The sequence below is a fragment of the Enterobacter sp. PL1 genome (assembly GCF_945957325.1).
Classification (GTDB): domain Bacteria; phylum Pseudomonadota; class Gammaproteobacteria; order Enterobacterales; family Enterobacteriaceae; genus Enterobacter; species Enterobacter roggenkampii.
Genome location: NZ_CAMFKT010000046.1, coordinates 1 through 16307, shown reverse-complemented (window position 1 = coordinate 16307; position 16307 = coordinate 1). Strand labels below are relative to the sequence as shown.

General features: G+C 57.1%; 12 protein-coding genes and 1 pseudogene. 7 read left to right on the top strand and 6 right to left on the bottom strand.

From position 1 onward, the window contains the following. Window positions 1–134 precede the first annotated feature (134 nt). The 4 genes from metA (at window position 135) to aceK (ending at window position 6060) form a co-directional block, all read left to right on the top strand. The gene (metA, locus tag N6P30_RS23370) at window positions 135–1064 is read left to right on the top strand and encodes a homoserine O-succinyltransferase (RefSeq protein WP_008503405.1); all 930 of its coding nucleotides are present in this window, start codon (window positions 135–137) and stop codon (window positions 1062–1064) included. A 270-nt stretch (window positions 1065–1334) separates the two neighbouring features. Then, window positions 1335–2936, top strand: a complete 1602-nt coding sequence (aceB, locus tag N6P30_RS23365) for a malate synthase A (protein ID WP_023294854.1) — start codon at window positions 1335–1337, stop codon at window positions 2934–2936. Window positions 2937–2967: 31 nt separating this feature from the next. Beyond that, window positions 2968–4272 carry an isocitrate lyase gene (gene aceA, locus N6P30_RS23360; RefSeq protein WP_008503407.1) on the top strand — a complete coding sequence of 435 codons (1305 nt, stop codon included), beginning with the start codon at window positions 2968–2970 and terminating at the stop codon, window positions 4270–4272. A gap of 51 nt (window positions 4273–4323) precedes the next feature. After that, a complete protein-coding gene (gene aceK / locus N6P30_RS23355; protein WP_032664690.1) occupies window positions 4324–6060 on the top strand; it encodes a bifunctional isocitrate dehydrogenase kinase/phosphatase in 1737 nt (578 codons plus the stop codon). Between the two features lie 37 nt (window positions 6061–6097). On the opposite strand, the gene iclR is transcribed toward aceK, so the two are convergent. Beyond that, window positions 6098–6928, bottom strand: coding sequence for a glyoxylate bypass operon transcriptional repressor IclR (gene iclR / locus N6P30_RS23350; RefSeq protein ID WP_023293555.1), 831 nt, complete (start codon window positions 6926–6928; stop codon window positions 6098–6100). A 193-nt stretch (window positions 6929–7121) separates the two neighbouring features. Here iclR and metH point away from each other — a divergent pair, with 193 nt between their 5' ends. Next, window positions 7122–10805: a methionine synthase gene (gene metH, locus N6P30_RS23345; RefSeq protein WP_023293554.1), complete on the top strand. Its 3684-nt coding sequence runs from the start codon at window positions 7122–7124 to the stop codon at window positions 10803–10805. A gap of 217 nt (window positions 10806–11022) precedes the next feature. Then, window positions 11023–12654, top strand: coding sequence for a Na/Pi cotransporter family protein (locus tag N6P30_RS23340; RefSeq protein WP_008503411.1), 1632 nt, complete (start codon window positions 11023–11025; stop codon window positions 12652–12654). Here N6P30_RS23340 and N6P30_RS23335 read toward each other — a convergent pair. Both N6P30_RS23335 and N6P30_RS23330 read right to left on the bottom strand, forming a co-directional pair. Next, entirely contained in the window at window positions 12651–12938 is a 288-nt protein-coding gene (locus tag N6P30_RS23335; RefSeq protein ID WP_021242718.1) for an addiction module antidote protein, read from the bottom strand. The genes N6P30_RS23340 and N6P30_RS23335 overlap by 4 nt on opposite strands. A gap of 6 nt (window positions 12939–12944) precedes the next feature. After that, window positions 12945–13247 (bottom strand): type II toxin-antitoxin system RelE/ParE family toxin, encoded by a 303-nt coding sequence (locus N6P30_RS23330; RefSeq protein WP_023293553.1) that lies wholly within the window; start codon window positions 13245–13247, stop codon window positions 12945–12947. A gap of 197 nt (window positions 13248–13444) precedes the next feature. On the opposite strand from N6P30_RS23330, the gene rluF reads away from it, so the two are divergent. Continuing rightward, window positions 13445–14317 (top strand): 23S rRNA pseudouridine(2604) synthase RluF, encoded by an 873-nt coding sequence (rluF, locus tag N6P30_RS23325; RefSeq protein ID WP_023293552.1) that lies wholly within the window; start codon window positions 13445–13447, stop codon window positions 14315–14317. Here the strand turns inward: rluF and N6P30_RS23320 are convergent, their stop codons facing one another. From N6P30_RS23320 to N6P30_RS23310, 3 genes and pseudogenes are all read right to left on the bottom strand, one after another. Further along, the gene (locus N6P30_RS23320; protein ID WP_014830263.1) at window positions 14318–14590 is read right to left on the bottom strand and encodes a DUF3811 domain-containing protein; all 273 of its coding nucleotides are present in this window, start codon (window positions 14588–14590) and stop codon (window positions 14318–14320) included. It abuts the gene before it with no gap. A gap of 50 nt (window positions 14591–14640) precedes the next feature. Then, window positions 14641–15585, bottom strand: coding sequence for a ketopantoate/pantoate/pantothenate transporter PanS (panS, locus tag N6P30_RS23315; protein ID WP_023293551.1), 945 nt, complete (start codon window positions 15583–15585; stop codon window positions 14641–14643). Between the two features lie 105 nt (window positions 15586–15690). After that, window positions 15691–16293: pseudogene (locus tag N6P30_RS23310) on the bottom strand (sigma 54-interacting transcriptional regulator); the annotation flags it as partial. Between the last annotated feature and the right edge of the window lie 14 nt (window positions 16294–16307).

The following is a 16307-nucleotide window of genomic DNA, read 5'->3' as shown; positions in this document are numbered from 1 at the left end:
TGTTTTTCTTCCTCTCCCTCTCCCTGAAACTTTCTCACCTTCACCTTGCAGACTCGACATTCCGATCATTTCTGGGTATCGTTAGCTGTCTGGATGTCTAAACGTTTATACGTATGTTGTGAGGATATAAAGCTATGCCGATTCGGGTGCAGGACGAGCTACCAGCCGTCAATTTCTTGCGTGAAGAAAATGTCTTTGTGATGACGACTTCACGTGCGACAGGTCAGGAAATTCGCCCGCTGAAGGTGCTTATTCTCAATCTGATGCCCAAAAAGATCGAAACAGAAAACCAGTTCCTGCGTCTGCTGTCGAACTCCCCGCTGCAGGTTGATATTCAGCTGCTGCGGATCGACGCCCGTGAGTCTCGCAACACGCCTTCTGAGCACCTGAACAACTTCTACTGCAACTTTGATGACATTCAGGGTGAAAATTTTGATGGATTGATTGTGACCGGCGCGCCGCTCGGCCTGGTGGAATTTAACGATGTTGCTTACTGGCCGCAGATCAAACAGGTGCTGGAATGGGCAAAAGATCACGTCACGTCCACGCTGTTTGTCTGTTGGGCGGTACAGGCAGCACTGAATATTCTGTATGGCATCCCCAAGCAAACCCGCACTGAAAAGCTCTCCGGCGTATACGAACACCATATTCTCCATCCCCATGCGTTGCTGACGCGCGGGTTTGATGATTCTTTCCTGGCCCCGCATTCTCGCTACGCTGACTTCCCGGCCCAGCTGATTCGTGATTACACCGATCTGGAGATCCTGGCCGAAACGGAAGATGGGGACGCTTACCTGTTTGCCAGTAAAGATAAGCGCATTGCATTCGTAACCGGGCATCCTGAGTACGATCCGCACACCCTGGCGTCAGAGTATTTCCGTGATGTTGAAGCGGGTCTTAACCCGGATGTCCCTTACAACTATTTCCCGAAAGACGATCCGCAAAACAAACCGAGAGCGACCTGGCGCAGCCACGGGAATTTGCTTTTTACTAACTGGCTCAACTATTACGTCTACCAGATAACACCATACGATCTGCGTCACATGAACCCGACGCTGGAGTAATCGTCTGCACTAAACGATCCTAAAGCGTTTCAGCTATTCAAATCAGGCACCTTCGGGTGCCTTTTTTATTTCCGAAATGTCACTCAACATTCTTTAAAACTTTAATTTCAATAAAATCAATCAATTAATAGCAATTTATAATTAAAATGGAAATTGTTTTTGATTTTAGAAAAAATAGAGATAGTCTTAATTCTGCTGAGCGAAAACTACCCAACGATCTTTCGTTCGCATCGGGGGCGTGATTTTGGATCTTTGATGAGGAGCAGAGTAATGACTCAACAGGCAACGACGGTCGATGAACTGGCCTTTACCCAGCCGTATGGCGAGCAAGAACAGCAAGTATTAACGGCAGAAGCGGTAGAATTTCTGACTGAACTGGTGACCCGCTTTACGCCGCAGCGCAATAAGCTGCTGGCGGCACGTATTCATCAGCAGCAGGAAATTGACGATGGCAAGTTGCCTGGCTTCATTTCGGAAACCGCTTCCATTCGTCGCGGTGAGTGGAAAATCCGCGGCATCCCTGAAGATTTACAGGATCGTCGCGTTGAGATCACCGGTCCGGTAGAACGCAAAATGGTGATCAACGCCATGAACGCCAACGTTAAAGTCTTTATGGCCGATTTTGAAGACTCGCTGGCGCCGGACTGGCGTAAGGTCATCGAGGGGCAGATCAACCTGCGCGACGCCGTAAACGGCACCATCAGCTATACCAATGAAGCCGGCAAAATATACCAGCTCAAACCGAACCCGGCGGTGCTGATCTGTCGCGTGCGCGGCCTGCACCTGCCCGAAAAACATGTCACCTGGCGTGGAGAAGCCATTCCAGGAAGCCTGTTTGATTTTGCACTCTATTTCTTCCACAACTACAAAGCCCTGCTGGCGAAAGGCAGCGGCCCGTATTTCTATCTTCCTAAAACGCAGGCCTGGCAGGAAGCAGCCTGGTGGAGCGAGGTCTTCAGCTATGCGGAAGATCGTTTCAACCTGCCGCGCGGCACCATCAAAGCCACCCTGCTGATTGAAACGCTGCCCGCCGTGTTCCAGATGCATGAAATCCTGCACGCCCTGCGCGATCACATTGTGGGTCTGAACTGCGGACGCTGGGACTATATTTTCAGCTACATCAAAACCCTGAAAAATTATCCCGATCGCGTGCTCCCCGATCGTCAGGTTGTCACCATGGACAAACCGTTCCTGAGCGCCTATTCGCGTCTGCTGATCAAAACCTGCCACAAGCGCGGTGCCTTTGCGATGGGCGGCATGGCAGCTTTTATCCCGAGCAAAGACGCAGAGCGCAACAATCAGGTGCTCAACAAGGTGAAAGCCGACAAAGAGCTTGAAGCACGTAACGGCCACGACGGGACGTGGATCGCCCATCCGGGTTTGGCCGATACGGCGATGGAGGTCTTTAACCGCGTGCTCGGCGACAACAAAAACCAGCTGTTTGTCACCCGTGAAGACGATGCACCAATCGCAGAAGAACAGCTGCTGGCGCCGTGCGCGGGCGAACGGACGGAAGAGGGCATGCGGGCCAATATCCGCGTTGCGGTGCAGTACATCGAAGCGTGGATCTCCGGCAACGGCTGCGTGCCGATCTACGGTCTGATGGAAGATGCTGCGACGGCGGAGATCTCACGTACCTCTATCTGGCAGTGGATCCACCATCAAAAAACGCTTAGCAACGGCAAACCGGTGACCAAGACCCTGTTCCGCCAGATGCTGGCCGAAGAGATGCGGGTGATCCAGGACGAGCTGGGCGAACACCGCTTCAGCAGCGGGCGTTTTGACGACGCTGCGCGCCTGATGGAGCAAATCACCACATCAGATGACTTAATCGACTTCCTGACCCTGCCGGGCTACCGCTTCCTGGCGTAACTCACCACATAACAATATGGAGCATCTGCACATGAAAACCCGTACCCAACAAATCGAAGAATTAAAGAAAGAGTGGACACAACCTCGCTGGGAAGGCATCCGCCGTCCGTACAGCGCGGAAGACGTGGTGAAATTACGCGGCTCGGTCAATCCGGAATGTACGCTGGCGCAAAATGGCGCCGCGAAAATGTGGAAGCTGCTGCACGGTGGCTCTAAAAAGGGCTACATCAACAGCCTCGGTGCGCTGACCGGCGGTCAGGCACTGCAGCAGGCGAAGGCCGGTATTGAGGCTATCTACCTCTCCGGCTGGCAGGTCGCGGCGGACGCCAACCTGGCCTCCAGCATGTACCCGGATCAGTCGCTCTATCCGGCTAACTCCGTGCCGTCGGTCGTGGATCGGATCAACAACACCTTCCGCCGTGCGGATCAGATCCAGTGGGCGGCGGGCATCGAACCCAACGATCCGCGCTTTATTGACTACTTCCTGCCGATCGTCGCGGATGCGGAAGCGGGCTTCGGCGGCGTGCTGAACGCCTTTGAGCTGATGAAATCGATGATTGAAGCCGGTGCAGCGGCCGTTCACTTCGAAGACCAGCTGGCGTCAGTGAAGAAGTGCGGACATATGGGCGGTAAGGTGCTGGTTCCTACACAGGAAGCGGTGCAGAAGCTGGTTGCCGCGCGTCTGGCTGCTGACGTGCTCGGCGTGCCAACGCTGGTCATTGCCCGTACCGATGCGGACGCGGCTGACCTGATCACCTCTGACTGCGATCCGTACGACAGCGAGTTCATCACCGGCGAGCGCACCAGCGAAGGGTTCTATCGCACCCATGCGGGTATTGAGCAGGCGATCAGCCGCGGTCTGGCGTACGCGCCGTACGCGGACCTGGTCTGGTGTGAAACCTCTACGCCGGATCTGGCGCTGGCAAAACGCTTTGCCGACGCCATTCATGCGAAGTACCCGGGCAAACTGCTGGCCTACAACTGCTCGCCGTCCTTCAACTGGCAGAAAAAGCTGGATGACAAAACCATCGCCAGCTTCCAGCAGCAGCTGTCCGACATGGGCTACAAATACCAGTTCATTACGCTGGCAGGCATCCACAGCATGTGGTTCAACATGTTCGACCTGGCGCACGCCTATGCGCAGGGTGAGGGCATGAAGCACTACGTTGAGAAGGTGCAGCAGCCGGAATTTGCGGCGGGCAAAGACGGTTACACCTTCGTGTCTCACCAGCAGGAGGTGGGCACCGGCTACTTTGATAATGTGACCACGATTATTCAGGGCGGCACCTCCTCCGTCACCGCCTTAACGGGTTCAACGGAAGAAGCACAGTTCTAATCTTTTCCCCCTCTCCCCCCTGGGGAGAGGGTTGGTGGTGAGGGGGAATATATGTCGCGTGGCCTGGAATTACTGATTGCCCAAACTATTTTGCAGGGCTTCGATGCCCAGTATGGTCGTTTTCTGGAAGTAACCTCCGGCGCCCAGCAGCGCTTCGAACACGCAGACTGGCATGCGGTTCAGCAGGCCATGAAGCAGCGTATCCATCTTTATGACCACCACGTGGGTCTGGTGGTGGAGCAGCTGCGCTGTATTACCGACGGTAAAAGTCCGGACGCGGAATTTTTACTGCGCGTAAAAGAGCATTACACCCATCTGTTACCCGACTACCCGCGCTTCGAGATTGCGGAGAGTTTTTTCAACTCCGTCTATTGCCGGTTATTTGACCACCGCTCATTATCTCCTGAGCGGTTATTTATCTTTAGCTCCCAGCCTGAACGGCGCTTTCGTACCATTCCCCGTCCGCTGGCGAAAGATTTCTTTCCCGAGCACGGATGGGAAAAGCTCCTGCACCGCGTGCTGACGGATTTGCCGCTGCGCCTGCCCTGGGAGAATAAAACCCGGGATATCGGGTATATCCACGCCCATCTCAAAGAAGCATTCGGCGCGGAGGTGCTCAGCCACAGCCATTTGCAGGTGGCCAACGAGCTTTTCTACCGCAATAAAGCCGCCTGGCTGGTGGGCAAACTGGTTACGCCGACGGCCATTGTGCCGTTTCTGCTGCCCATTCATCGTACCGACGACGGGGAACTGTTTGTTGATACCTGCCTGACTACCAGCGCCGAGGCCAGCATCGTGTTTGGCTTCGCCCGTTCCTATTTTATGGTGTACGCTCCGCTGCCCGCCGCGCTGGTGGAGTGGCTGCGCGAGATCCTGCCGGGTAAAACCACCGCCGAGCTGTATATGGCCATTGGCTGCCAGAAGCACGCTAAAACGGAAAGCTACCGGGAGTACCTGCGCTATGTCACCACGGCCGATGAGCAGTTCATCGAAGCGCCCGGCATTCGCGGCATGGTGATGCTGGTTTTTACGCTGCCGGGCTTCGACCGGGTCTTTAAGGTGATTAAGGACAGATTCGCGCCGCAGAAAGAGATGACCGCCGCGCACGTCCGCGCCTGCTACCAGCTGGTTAAGGAGCACGACCGCGTTGGGCGCATGGCGGATACCCAGGAGTTCGAAAATTTTGTGCTGGATAAGCAGCAGATCGATCCGGCGCTCATGGCGCTTTTACTGCAGGAAGCACCCGCCAAAATCACCGATCTTGGCGATAAAATCGCGATCAGCCATCTCTACATTGAACGACGCATGGTGCCGCTGAATATCTGGCTGGAGCAGTCCGACGGTCAGGCTTTAAGAGATGCGATTGAAGAGTACGGCAACGCGATTCGCCAGCTTGCCGCCGCCAATATCTTCCCGGGCGATATGCTGTTCAAAAACTTCGGCGTCACCCGTCACGGACGGGTAGTGTTCTACGATTACGACGAAATTTGCTACATGACCGAGGTGAACTTCCGCGATATCCCACCGCCCCGCTACCCGGAAGATGAGCTTTCCAGCGAGCCGTGGTACAGCGTTTCGCCGGGCGATGTGTTTCCCGAAGAGTTTCGCCACTGGCTCTGCGCCGATCCGCGCATCGGGCCGCTATTCGAAGAGATGCATGCCGATCTGTTTCGCGCCAGCTACTGGCGGGGACTGCAAACGCGGATCAAAAACGGGCACGTGGAAGATGTGTACGCTTACCGCCGCAAGCAGCGGTTTTGCATCCGGTTTTCAGAGGGCATCATGTAGGCCGGGTAAGGCGAAGCCGCCACCCGGCAATGCATGCTTAACGAATCCCACCGTACGCCAGCGTGACCTCTTTCGCCGCCTTAATCACCAGCGCACCCAACTCAGTGACCCGATCGTCGGTCATACGTGAAATCGGCCCGGAAATAGAGATGGCGGCAAACGGCTCGCGGTGCTCGTCAAAAATGCAGGCTGCGATACAGCGCAGGCCGAGGGCGTGCTCCTCGTCGTCAAACGAATAACCGCGCTTGCGGGTCAGGGCCAGGTCTTCTTTCAGATGCACCGGCGAAACCAGCGTGGCGTGGGTATAGGCATGCAGTCCTTTACGGTGCAGCAGCCCCGTCACCTGCTCCTCGGTCAGTTGCGAGAGGAACGCTTTACCCGCCCCTGAGGCATGCATCGGCAGCTTGCCGCCAATCGGCGCGGACATGCGCATCAGCTGCGTGCATTGCACCTGGTCGATGATAATCGCCTGATGGTCGCTCTGGTCGAGCACGGCCAGATTCACGGTCTCGCCCGACTCTTCCATCAATTTGCGCAGAATCGGGTGCACAATCGCCAGCAGGTTACGGCTCTGCAGGAAGCTGCTGCCCACGATAAACGCATGCGCGCCCACCGCCCAGTGCCCCAGCTCGCCTACCTGGCGGACAAAGCCCAGCTGCTGCATGGTGGTCAGCAGGCGGTGCGTCGTGGAATTCGGCAGGCCAGCCTGCTGGGCCAGCTCCGTCAGGGCCACGCTGCTGTGCGACTCGGCTATCCACTCCAGCAGCTTCAGACCGCGTGTGAGCGATTGAACCTGTCCACCCTGTTGTGCGGCAGCGGTGGTGGCAGCAGGTTTTCTGCCGCGTTTAGCGGGAACGGTCGCGACCATGACGATCTCCTTTTTCTGTATCGTGGAAATCATTTTCGTTTTATTTGGTGAATTTGCAACCGTTATCCTGACTGATCGGAGGAGTGATAGTGAACATGTCTCATGTTACCGCTGAGCGACTTTTCCACCCTGCGAGATTGTGCCAGTATGGAACGCAGCCTTTTGGCCTTGTTGAGCGTTGTCGGGAGCAAGTGTGAGCAGCAAAGTAGAGCAACTGCGTGCGCAGTTAAATGAACGAATTCTGGTGCTGGACGGCGGCATGGGCACCATGATCCAGGGTTATCGTCTGAGTGAAGACGACTTCCGCGGCGAACGCTTCGCCGACTGGCCCTGCGACCTGAAAGGGAACAACGACCTGCTGGTGCTCAGCAAGCCGTCCGTGATCAAGGATATCCACAACGCCTACTTCGAAGCGGGTGCGGATATCGTTGAAACCAACACCTTTAACTCGACAACCATCGCCATGGCGGATTACCAGATGGAATCCCTGTCGGCGGAGATCAACTTTGAAGCCGCAAAGCTTGCGCGCGCCTGCGCCGACGAGTGGACGGCCCGCACGCCGGACAAGCCGCGCTACGTTGCCGGGGTGCTTGGCCCAACCAACCGCACCGCGTCGATTTCACCGGACGTCAACGACCCGGCGTTTCGTAATATCACCTTTGACCAGCTGGTTGTTGCCTACCGTGAATCGACCAGAGCGCTGGTGGAAGGCGGTTCCGATCTGATCCTGATTGAAACGGTATTCGACACCCTCAACGCCAAGGCCGCGATTTACGCGGTGAAAGAGGAGTTCGAGGCGCTGGGCGTTGACCTGCCGATTATGATTTCCGGCACCATCACCGATGCCTCCGGCCGTACCCTGTCCGGCCAGACCACCGAAGCGTTTTATAACTCCCTGCGCCACGCCGACGCGCTCTCCTTCGGCCTGAACTGCGCGCTGGGCCCGGACGAGCTGCGCCAGTACGTGCAGGAGCTGTCGCGCATTGCGGAATGCTACGTTACCGCGCACCCGAACGCCGGTCTGCCGAACGCCTTCGGTGAATACGATCTGGATGCCGACACCATGGCGGCACAAATCCGCGAGTGGGCCGAGTCTGGATTTCTCAACATCGTCGGCGGCTGCTGCGGCACCACGCCGGAGCACATCGCCGCCATGAGCAACGCCGTGGCCGGACTGCCGCCGCGCAAGCTGCCCGAGCTGCCGGTTGCCTGTCGCCTCTCGGGCCTTGAGCCGTTAACCATCGGCGACGACAGCCTGTTTGTGAACGTGGGTGAGCGTACAAACGTCACCGGCTCCGCGAAGTTCAAGCGTCTGATCAAAGAAGAGAAGTACAGCGAAGCGCTGGACGTTGCCCGCCAGCAGGTGGAAAGCGGCGCGCAGATTATCGATATCAACATGGATGAGGGGATGCTCGATGCCGAGGCGGCGATGGTGCGTTTCCTCAACCTGATTGCCGGTGAGCCGGACATCGCCCGCGTGCCGATCATGATCGACTCCTCCAAATGGGAGGTGATCGAGAAGGGGCTGAAGTGCATTCAGGGTAAAGGCATCGTCAACTCTATCTCGATGAAAGAGGGCGTGGATGTCTTCATCCACCACGCGAAGCAGGTCCGCCGCTACGGTGCTGCGGTGGTGGTGATGGCTTTTGACGAAGTGGGCCAGGCCGACACTCGCGCGCGTAAAATTGAGATTTGCCGCCGCGCATACAAAATACTGACCGAAGAGGTAGGCTTCCCGCCGGAAGACATCATCTTTGACCCGAACATCTTCGCCGTGGCGACCGGCATCGAAGAGCACAACAACTACGCCCAGGACTTTATCGGCGCGTGCGAGGACATCAAGCGCGAGCTGCCGCATGCCCTCATCTCCGGCGGCGTATCGAACGTCTCGTTCTCGTTCCGCGGCAACGACCCGGTGCGCGAAGCGATCCACGCCGTGTTCCTCTACTACGCCATCCGCAACGGGATGGACATGGGGATCGTCAACGCCGGACAGCTGGCAATTTATGACGACCTGCCCGCCGAGCTGCGCGACGCGGTGGAAGACGTGATCCTCAACCGCCGCGACGACGCGACCGAGCGGCTGCTTGACCTGGCAGAAAAATACCGCGGCAGCAAGTCGGATGACGCAGCCAACGTTCAGCAGGCCGAGTGGCGCGCCTGGGACGTGAAAAAACGTCTGGAATATTCGCTGGTAAAAGGCATCACCGAGTTTATCGAGCAGGACACCGAAGAGGCGCGTCAGCAGTCAGCCCGCCCGATTGAAGTGATCGAAGGGCCGCTGATGGACGGCATGAACGTGGTGGGCGATCTGTTCGGCGAGGGCAAAATGTTCCTGCCGCAGGTGGTGAAATCCGCGCGCGTGATGAAGCAGGCCGTGGCGTACCTGGAGCCGTTTATCGAAGCCAGCAAAGAGAAAGGCTCCAGCAACGGCAAAATGGTCATCGCCACCGTGAAGGGCGACGTGCACGACATCGGCAAGAACATCGTCGGCGTGGTGCTGCAGTGCAATAACTACGAGATTATCGACCTTGGCGTGATGGTCCCGGCGGATAAAATCCTCAAGACCGCGCGCGAAGTGAATGCCGACCTGATTGGCCTCTCCGGGCTGATCACCCCGTCGCTGGACGAGATGGTTAACGTGGCGAAGGAGATGGAGCGTCAGGGCTTCACCATTCCGCTGCTGATTGGCGGCGCGACCACCTCCAAGGCGCACACGGCGGTGAAAATCGAGCAGAACTACAGCGGGCCGACGGTCTACGTGCAGAACGCCTCGCGCACGGTGGGCGTGGTCTCCGCGCTGCTCTCTGACACCCAGCGCGACGAGTTTGTTGAGCGCACCCGCAAAGAGTACGAAACCGTTCGCATCCAGCACGGGCGCAAGAAACCGCGCACCCCGCCAGTTTCACTCCAGGCGGCGCGCGATAACGATCTGGCGTTTGACTGGTCGAGCTATACGCCGCCGGTCGCGCATCGCCTGGGCGTTCAGGAGGTCAGTGCCAGCATCGAAACGCTGCGCAACTACATCGACTGGACGCCGTTCTTTATGACCTGGTCGCTCGCGGGCAAATATCCGCGCATTCTGGAAGATGAGGTGGTGGGCGAGGAGGCGAAACGCCTGTTTAACGATGCCAACGACATGCTCGACAGGCTGAGCGCGGAGAAAACCCTCAACCCACGCGGCGTGGTGGGGCTGTTCCCGGCCAACCGCGTGGGTGACGACATCGAAATTTACCGCGATGAAACCCGCACTCACGTGCTGGCAGTCAGCCGCCATCTGCGCCAGCAAACCGAGAAAGTGGGCTTTGCCAACTACTGCCTGGCCGATTTTGTCGCGCCGAAGCTGAGCGGTAAAGCCGACTATATTGGCGCCTTTGCGGTAACCGGCGGTCTGGAAGAAGATGCGCTGGCGGACGCGTTCGAAGCGCAGCACGATGATTACAATAAAATCATGGTGAAAGCGATCGCCGACCGCCTGGCGGAAGCCTTCGCCGAGTACCTGCACGAGCGCGTGCGTAAGGTGCACTGGGGCTACGCGGCGAACGAAAACCTCAGCAACGAGGAGTTGATCCGCGAAAACTACCAGGGGATTCGTCCGGCGCCGGGCTACCCGGCCTGTCCGGAACACACCGAAAAGGGCACGATCTGGCAACTGCTGGACGTCGAAGCCCATACCGGGATGAAGCTCACCGAGTCGTACGCCATGTGGCCGGGCGCATCCGTCTCCGGCTGGTACTTCAGCCACCCGGACAGCAAGTACTTTGCCGTGGCGCAGCTTCAGCGCGATCAGATTGAAGATTACGCCCTGCGCAAAGGCATGAGCGTGTCAGAAGTAGAGCGCTGGCTGGCACCGAACTTAGGCTACGACGCAGACTAACGTCACTTTTCCTTACAACAAACAGGGCACCTCATGGGTGCCTTGTCTCTTTCTTACGCTTAACCCCTTATACTGAAATAAGGTTCTATCCCTGGCACCCGGTGGCGGTGCGCTTACCGGGCCTGTGCGTAGGTCGGATAAGGCGTCGCCGTCATCCGACATGGCAACGCGCAGGGAACCTCAGGAAAACCGATAAAGATAAGGAGGAAAACCATCCGTGCTGACCCTGTTACATCTGCTCTCTGCAGTCGCACTGCTCGTATGGGGCACCCATATTGTCCGTACCGGCGTGATGCGCGTATTTGGTGCCCGTTTACGTACCGTTCTCAGCAGCAGCGTTGAGAAGAAGCCGCTCGCCTTCTGCGCGGGCATTGGCGTAACGGCACTGGTTCAGAGCAGCAATGCCACAACCCTGCTTGTCACCTCCTTTGTGGCGCAGGATCTGGTGGCGCTGGCCCCGGCGCTGGTCATTGTGCTGGGGGCTGATGTGGGTACCGCGCTGATGGCGCGTATCCTGACGTTTGACCTCTCCTGGCTGTCGCCGCTGCTGATTTTTGTCGGCGTCATCTTTTTCCTCGGCCGCAAACAGACGCGGGCCGGCCAGCTTGGACGCGTGGGCATTGGCCTGGGGCTGATTCTGCTGGCGCTGGAGCTGATTGTGCAGGCGGTCACCCCGATTACCGAGGCCAACGGCGTTCAGGTCATCTTCGCTTCCCTGACCGGGGACATCATGCTCGACGCGCTGATTGGCGCGGTGTTTGCCATCGTCAGCTACTCCAGCCTGGCCGCCGTGCTGCTGACGGCCACGCTCACCGCCGCCGGGGCGATCTCCTTCCCGGTCGCGCTGTGTCTGGTGATCGGTGCCAACCTCGGCTCTGGCCTGCTGGCGATGCTCAATAACAGCGCCGCCAACGCTGCCGCCCGCCGCGTGGCGCTCGGTAGCCTGCTGTTTAAGCTGGTGGGCAGCCTGATTATCCTGCCCTTTATCCATCCGCTGGCGAACCTGATGGACAACCTCCCGCTGCCGAAGGCGGAGCTGGTGATCTACTTCCACGTGTTCTACAACCTGGTGCGCTGCCTGGCGATGGTCCCTTTTGCCGGGTCGATGGCCCGCTTCTGCGAGCGACTCATTCAGGACGAACCGGAGCTGGACGCCCGCCTGAAGCCAAAGCATCTGGATACCTCCGCGCTGGACACCCCGGCGCTGGCGCTGGCGAATGCCGCGCGCGAGACGCTGCGCATGGGCGACGCCATGGAAACCATGCTCGAAGGGCTGCAAAAGGTGATGCACGGCGAGCCGCGAGAGGAGAAAGAGCTGCGCAGACTGGCGGACGATATCAACGTGCTCTATACCGCCATTAAGCTTTACCTGGCCCGCATGCCGCAGGACGAGCTGGCGGAGGAGGAGTCCCGCCGCTGGGCGGAAATCATTGAGATGTCGCTCAACCTTGAGCAGGCCTCCGATATCGTTGAGCGCATGGGCAGCGAGATTGCCGATAAGTCGCTGGCCGCCCGCCGGGCGTTCTCCGTTGAAGGCTTAAAAGAGCTTGAAGCGCTGCACGAACAGCTGGTCAGCAACCTCAAGCTGGCGATGCTGGTCTTCTTCTCCAGCGACGTGCCGAGCGCGCGCCGCCTGCGCCGCAACAAGCATCGCTTCCGCATTCTTAACCGCCGCTACTCGCACGCCCACGTTGAGCGCCTGCATCAGCAGAACGTGCAGAGTATCGAGACCAGCTCACTCCACCTGGGGCTGCTGGGGGATATGAAGCGCCTCAACTCGTTGTTCTGTGCGGTGGCCTACAGCGTGATGGAACAGCCGGATGAAGATGACCAGCGGGATGAGTATTAATCCCCGGCGTGTTTGAGCGTTAGCCCAAAACCCAATGCTTTCATGACCGCGAGCGTGGTTTTGAGCGTTGGGTTTCCTTTATCACTGAATGACCGATAAAGCTGCTCACGTGATAAACCGGTTTGCTGTGAAATGTTCGACATGCCTTTGGCTCGCGCGACAACACCAAGGGCTTTAGCGATATATGTCGAGTCGCCTGTTTCTAGTGCATCAGCGATAAACACGGCGATTTCCTCGTCATCCACCAACGCGTTGGCGGGATCGTAAGGTGTTAATTTATGCATGCTCATTCACTCCTGCCATTGGGATACATTGCTCAGCATTTTTGCCATCAGTATGTCTCTGGCCTGGCTGCTTTTGTCACCACCACATAACAGCACGATGATGTAATTGCCCTGGTCTTTAAAATAGATCCTGTAGCCCGGACCAAAGTGGATCCTTAGCTCACTTATACCTTCTCCCACGGGTTTAACGTCGCCCGCTAAGCCATTTGCCAACCGAAAGAGGCGGGAAGCGATAATGGTCTTCGCTCGTCGATCTTTTAAGTTTTGCTCCCAGCGTCGGAAGGATTCTGTCTGAACAATCTCCTTCATATTACTCCCTGTGATTTATAAACTACAAACACTTCTCCATGGAGAGTAAAACTAAAAGGCTTGAACACATGGGTAAATGACAGGATGCAAAATCCTGAAAGCGTCTCGCAAACTAAAAAACCCGTCTCAGTTACCGTCGGCTAATCTTTTTTTCCAGCCCATACCTAAGGTATATTTCGCCCTTCACAGGAGAAACTATGCTGCCAACTCAATCAACCCGATTAAACAAATACATTAGCGAGAGCGGGATCTGCTCACGTCGCGAGGCGGACCGTTACATTGAACAAGGTAATGTGTTCCTCAACGGCAAACGCGCCACGATTGGTGACCAGGTGATGCCTGGCGACGTGGTTAAAGTGAATGGTCAGCTCATCGAACCGCGTGATGCCGAAGACCTGGTGTTTATCGCGTTGAACAAACCGGTTGGGATTGTCAGCACCACGGAAGACGGTGAGCGGGACAACATCGTTGATTTCGTGAACCACAGCAGCCGTATCTTTCCGATTGGCCGTCTGGATAAAGACTCTCAGGGGCTGATTTTCCTCACCAACCACGGCGATCTGGTCAACAAGATCCTGCGTGCCGGTAACGATCACGAGAAAGAGTACATTGTGACGGTGAATAAGCCGGTCACGGACGACTTTATTCGCGGTATGGGCGCCGGTGTGCCGATCCTCGGTACCGTTACGAAAAAGTGTAAGGTGAAGAAAGAAGCGCCGTTTGCGTTCCGTATTACCCTTGTGCAGGGCTTAAACCGCCAGATCCGCCGCATGTGCGAGTACTTCGGTTATGAAGTGACGAAGCTTGAGCGCACGCGCATCATGAACGTCAGCCTGACTGGCATTCCGCTGGGCGAATGGCGCGACTTAACGGACGACGAACTGATTGAGCTGTTCAAGCTTATCGAGAATTCCTCGTCCGAAGCGAAGCCGAAGGCCAAAGCAAAACCGAAAACCCAGGCGATTAAACGTCCGGTCGTGAAGGCGCCGCAGGCGGAAGAGAAAGGACGCGGCAAACCGGGTAACGGGAAGCGATTTACCCAGCCTGGCCGTAAAAAGAAAGGGCGCTAGCTAGCGCCTTCCACGGGTAGAGGTATTGGCCGACCAGGAAAAGGTCGTTTCAGTATCCGGCTTATAAGCCTGCTGCTTTTTCAGCTTGCGGGCTTTTTTCGCCTCGGCGTCACGCTGCGCCATCAGTTTATCGATGTACTCTTTTTTCACCTGATTGGTTTCGGCGTTGGTCAGCGTACGGCCATGCGCGATGCGGGCGCGGTCGAGAAGCGTTTTCAGTTCGCGCTGCTCGGCTTCCGTCATGTCTTTCTGGGTCAAACGTGGTGTCGCCATTGCTGAAGCCTCCTGAGAGAGAGGCTTCAGTGTAAAGCAAGCTGAGTCAATTAACCCTGTTTCACCGCATCTTTTTTCGTTTGTTCCTCAATCGGTTTGCCGGACCAGTAGCCCGCCAGCAGCGAGCCGGAGAGGTTGTGCCAGACGGAGAACAGCGCACCCGGCAGGGCCGCCAGCGGCGAGAAGTAGATTTTGCCGAGCGCCGCCGCCAGGCCGGAGTTCTGCATCCCTACCTCGATTGCCAGCGTGCGGCAGGTCGATTCGTCGAAGCCAAACAGTTTCCCCCCCCAGTAGCCGCCCAGCAGGCCAATGGTGTTATGCAGCACTACCGCAACGATCACCACAAAGCCCACGGAAGCTATGTGCGAGGCGGAACCCGCCACCACGGCGCTGATGATCGCCAGAATACAGACCATCGAAAACGCGGGCAGGTACGGCTCAACGGCCTTCACCACGCGCGGGAACAGGTGGTGAATGACCAGTCCCAGCGCAATCGGGATTACTACAATCTGCAGAATGCTCAGCAGCATCCCCATCACGTCCACCTGAATATGCGCATCCACGTACAGGCGGGTTAACAGCGGCGTGGCAATCACGCCAACCAGCGTGGAGACGGACGAGATAGTGACGGAGAGCGCCACGTCGCCTTTCGCCAGATAGATCATGACGTTGGATGCCGTGCCGCTGGCGACGCTGCCCACCAGCACCATCCCGGCGGAGAGGTCGGGCGGCATCTTAAAGACCATCGCCAGCAGCCACGCCGCGAGCGGCATCACCAGGTAGTGCAGGAATATTCCTGCCGCGACGGGCGCAGGGCGAGACAGCACGCGCTTAAAATCGTCTACTTTCAGATGCACACCCATACCGAACATGATCAGCATCAGCAGCGTGGCGACCCACGGACCAATACCGGTGAACGTGGTGGGCGTGTAATACGCGAGTACGGAGAGCAGCAGCGCCCATAACGGGAACAGCCGCGTAATAGCGGATAACATAATGATTTCCTTGCGATGAATGTTGCGTGTGTTTGTTATAAAAAGCCGGGATCGAGCCCGGCTATAGTTATTGTTTATCGCGTAAGGAAGTAATATTCAAATGAATTATGACCGGATGCTTTCCCAGCTCAGACTAAAGCGAGCCAGATATTTGCGCAGTCGGTCGGCGTCGTTAGGATTGGCTTTTTTGAGCCGTGAAACGGCAAACAGCTCACGTCCGGCTTCAGACAACGATGCGCTGCGGCGACAAACCTCCAGCACCGTTTCCAGTTGCCGCTGGTCAAAGAGGTCAATCTCCATGTCAGTTGCAGGCTGTGGCACGTCAGTTTGCCAGTCGGTCTGAAGCCGGGAAATCTCCTCCAGCACCAGATCCTGAGTAATACGCCCTCGTTCCGCCAGCGTCGCCATGCGTGCGACGCTGGCGCTCAGTTCGCGAAAGTTGCCCCGCCACAGCGCTCTGCTGGAACAGGCAAAGGCCAGATAGCCTTCGCGTGCCTCTTTATCGAAGCGGATTTGCGTCTGGCTTTCGCGAGAGAAACGTTGAAGTTCGTAGTCAACATTCGGCGTGATGTCTTCTTTCCGTTGGGCAAGGCCGGGTAAGGCAAAGCTCCACATATTAATACGGGCATAGAGATCTTCACGAAAACGTCCTTCTGCCACCCACTGGCGCATATCACGGTGGGTTCCGGCGATAAGTTGAAAATCGCTGCTGTAGATTCAAT

What these genes read in the sequence shown, in the direction of transcription:
- metA (WP_008503405.1), top strand. Translation starts at nt 135, where the DNA reads ATGCCGATTCGGGTGCAGGACGAGCTACCAGCCGTCAATTTCTTGCGT.
- aceB (WP_023294854.1), top strand. Translation starts at nt 1,335, where the DNA reads ATGACTCAACAGGCAACGACGGTCGATGAACTGGCCTTTACCCAGCCG.
- aceK (WP_032664690.1), top strand. Translation starts at nt 4,324, where the DNA reads ATGTCGCGTGGCCTGGAATTACTGATTGCCCAAACTATTTTGCAGGGC.
- N6P30_RS23335 (WP_021242718.1), bottom strand. Translation starts at nt 12,938, where the DNA reads ATGCATAAATTAACACCTTACGATCCCGCCAACGCGTTGGTGGATGAC.
- N6P30_RS23330 (WP_023293553.1), bottom strand. Translation starts at nt 13,247, where the DNA reads ATGAAGGAGATTGTTCAGACAGAATCCTTCCGACGCTGGGAGCAAAAC.
- N6P30_RS23320 (WP_014830263.1), bottom strand. Translation starts at nt 14,590, where the DNA reads ATGGCGACACCACGTTTGACCCAGAAAGACATGACGGAAGCCGAGCAG.
- iclR (WP_023293555.1), bottom strand. Translation starts at nt 6,928, where the DNA reads ATGGTCGCGACCGTTCCCGCTAAACGCGGCAGAAAACCTGCTGCCACC.
- aceA (WP_008503407.1), top strand. Translation starts at nt 2,968, where the DNA reads ATGAAAACCCGTACCCAACAAATCGAAGAATTAAAGAAAGAGTGGACA.
- panS (WP_023293551.1), bottom strand. Translation starts at nt 15,585, where the DNA reads ATGTTATCCGCTATTACGCGGCTGTTCCCGTTATGGGCGCTGCTGCTC.
- rluF (WP_023293552.1), top strand. Translation starts at nt 13,445, where the DNA reads ATGCTGCCAACTCAATCAACCCGATTAAACAAATACATTAGCGAGAGC.